The organism is Microcoleus sp. B4-C1, assembly GCF_036705285.1.
In the GTDB taxonomy this organism is placed as follows: Bacteria; Cyanobacteriota; Cyanobacteriia; order Cyanobacteriales; family Microcoleaceae; genus Microcoleus.
The window spans coordinates 1-2,870 of sequence record NZ_JAUBUC010000192.1; the positions used below are offsets into that span (position 1 = coordinate 1).

At 43.4% G+C, this 2,870-nt stretch carries 3 protein-coding genes; all 3 read right to left on the reverse strand.

Annotated elements, in window-relative coordinates; translation table 11 throughout:
• Positions 1–79: 79 nt before the first annotated feature.
• The 3 genes from QUB26_RS31530 to QUB26_RS31540 all read right to left on the reverse strand — a co-directional run bounded on the left by QUB26_RS31530 (position 80) and on the right by QUB26_RS31540 (position 2,737).
• A complete protein-coding gene (locus QUB26_RS31530) occupies positions 80–1,468 on the reverse strand; it encodes a cytochrome P450 (RefSeq protein ID WP_333247029.1) in 1,389 nt (462 codons plus the stop codon).
• An 83-nt stretch (positions 1,469–1,551) separates the two neighbouring features.
• The gene (locus QUB26_RS31535; RefSeq protein WP_333247030.1) at positions 1,552–2,049 is read right to left on the reverse strand and encodes a GNAT family N-acetyltransferase; all 498 of its coding nucleotides are present in this window, start codon (positions 2,047–2,049) and stop codon (positions 1,552–1,554) included.
• A gap of 91 nt (positions 2,050–2,140) precedes the next feature.
• Complete coding sequence (locus QUB26_RS31540) at positions 2,141–2,737, reverse strand: tRNA isopentenyl-2-thiomethyl-A-37 hydroxylase MiaE (RefSeq protein ID WP_333247032.1); 597 nt, start codon at positions 2,735–2,737, stop codon at positions 2,141–2,143.
• Positions 2,738–2,870 lie beyond the last annotated feature (133 nt).

A 2,870-nucleotide genomic window follows, 5' to 3' on the forward strand; every position in this document is an offset into this window, starting at 1 on the left:
CCCGCCCGTCCTTTTTGGACGGGCGGGACGCCCATCCCACTTTCAAGAGTGGAAGTTATTTAATTCTCATTCCTAAGATTCAAATCCGACCCTTTACAACCAAACGCACACCACCAGCGGGTGCCATTGTCAAACCGCGGCGTACTGGCAAAACCGGACGATTTTCTGCAAGTTCTAAAGAGTATCGTGACAGCACTTTCGCCAATACTAACTTCATTTCAAACATTGCGAATGCTGTGCCAATACAGCGGCGGTTCCCTCCTCCAAACGGCAAATATTCGTAAGGCGAAAATTGCCTTTCTAGAAAACGTTCGGGTTTAAAACGTTTTGGTTCCGGGTAAATATCCGGTCGGTGGTGAACCAAATAAATGCAGGTAGAAAGTATCATTCCTTTGGGAATATTATAACCCATTAACTGCATGGGAGCTTGCAGAAGGCGCGGAAATGCAAAAAATAGGATCGGATAAATCCGCAGCGTTTCGCAACAGACAGCATTCAAATACGGGAGTTTACTTATTTCCGTCGGCTCGCAATTTTCGACATCAATAGAATTGAGTTCTTGCAGCAGTTTTTCACGGACTTCTGGGATGTAGTGAATCCAATACAAAGCCCAGGCTAAAGCTGTGGCTGTAGTTTCGTGTCCTGCGAATAAGATTGTCATTAATTCATCCCGCAATTCAACGTCGCTCATCGGCTTTCCTGCTTCGTCACGAGCGGAAATTAACAAGCTCAGGATGTCTTCGCCCAATGGTTCAGACTGAGTTTTGCGCTCGCGAATTTCTTGATAAAGCAGTTCATCTAAACGCTGTCTTTGTCGCAGAAATCCTCCCCAAGGACTCCAAGCACCTAAATCTTTTTGCAACGACTTGATAAACAAAAAGGTAGCGCTTAATGGATTGCTAAACAGGCTGAACATATTAATCATTAGTTGCTGGATTTGCTGGTAGCGTTCTCCTTCGCTCAGCCCAAAAACAGCGTGTAAAATTACTTCCAAGGAAATCTCCTGCATAGTTGATTGCGCGATTACCGAGTTACCAGGAGTCCAATTATTAATTACTTTTTCGGTTGTATCGCGGATGATTTGTCCGTAAGCTTTCATCCGTTCACCATGAAAAGGTGGCATTAAAAGTTTACGCTGCTGCAAATGTCGATCGCCATCTAACAACAATAACGAATTCGAGCCTACTAAAGGTAGCGTTATCTGGTTTCCCGTACTGGATTCAAAGAGTTTGGAATCGGATGTAAAAATTTCTTGAATAGCTTGAGGATTGCTAATAATTACTTGCGGCGGAAAGTTGCTGAATATGCTGGTAAAAAGGTCGCCGTAGCGCTGAGAATTACTATCTAAATAATACAGAGGATTTAAAATTCCCCGCACTGTCTGAACAAATCTAGCGTCTTTAGGGCCGTCTAGCAATTTGTTGGTAGCATTATTTTGAGAGTGAGAGTTTTCTGTGGTGATAGTCATTGGTTTTCCTCCTAGATTAATTTACTCAGTTTCAATCAACAGTTGATTGAAACTGAGTAAATTAATCATTGTTTACACAAACCTTATTGTACTTTTTTTGTACCTAGAAATTTTACGTAAACCCGATCGCACCTTGGCGTCTCCACACCAGTTGTCGGTAGATATCCGCTATTTTCATACATTTTCACAGCTTCTTTGAGAATGCTGGCAGTTTCTATCCAGATTTCATCAAAGCCGCGAGCGATAATTTTACTTTCCAATTCTTGCAGTAAAAATTTACCCAAACCCTGTCCTCTTGCTGCTGGCAAAATATACATTTTGCGAATTTCCACAGCATTATTTCCGCGCTCAATCGGATAGTAAGCCGCCGTACCGACTATTTTATCCTGCCGCTCAACTACCCAAAATTCGCCACCTTGATTATGATAATGTAGTTCTACATCATAGACATCTCGATCTGCCCCGTGAGGTTCGCATTTTAAACCGTACTCTGCTAAAACATCCCTAATTAAATAGAACGCCTCAGCGCGATCGCGGGTTTCCCAGGAACGAATTAAAAAATCCAGATGTTGGGTTTTCATTGGTTATTGCAACGTATATTTATTTTTTGACTTTAGCAACTGTAAACTTACTCATTTTTTGTGTTTTACAGTTTTTAAATGCACCTAGCTTTTAACTGTGAATTCTCGGTTCGGGATGAAGACTTGCCAGCAACTCGCTCTCTACTAATGATAATTCCTCCAACCTCTGCATCACAATATCCCGATCGAAATAAGTTGTTGCTAAAATCCAATATACCCCGTAATGGCGCGCCTCCGAAGCCATCAAACTGCGGTAAAACTTAGCTAATTGGGCGTCGGGACAGCGATCGCCCAGCAGCCCCAACCGTTCGTGACTGCGCGCTTCTATCAAACCAGAAACCAACAAAGAATCCAAAAGTCTCTCCGGTTCCTGCTTGCGAATTTGGGCGGACAAACCGGCACCATAGGGAGGTGCAGCCAAAGGGCCTAAAGCAATGCCGCGCTGTTCTAACCGCTGGTTGACTTGCTCGAAATGCTCTAATTCTTCGCGGGCGATCGCCGTTAGCATCCTCACCAATTTTTCGCGGGCTGGGTAGCGAAACATTAAATTTAACGCTACTCCCGCCGCTTTCCGCTCGCAGTGAGAATGGTCTAATAAGATTGTATCCAAATGGGCGATCGCCTGTTCCACCCAAGCTTCCGAAGTCGGCTGTTTCAAAAACTTAATAGTTGGCAGTGTTGAAGTCATACCATTTTAGATTTCAGATTTTAGACTTTAGATTAGTCATTTTAGGGTGCGTCAGGTTAGGATCGCGAATTAAATAACTTATAATTTTAATTGTTATTGTGGGATGGGCGTCCCGCCCGTCCAAAAAGGACGG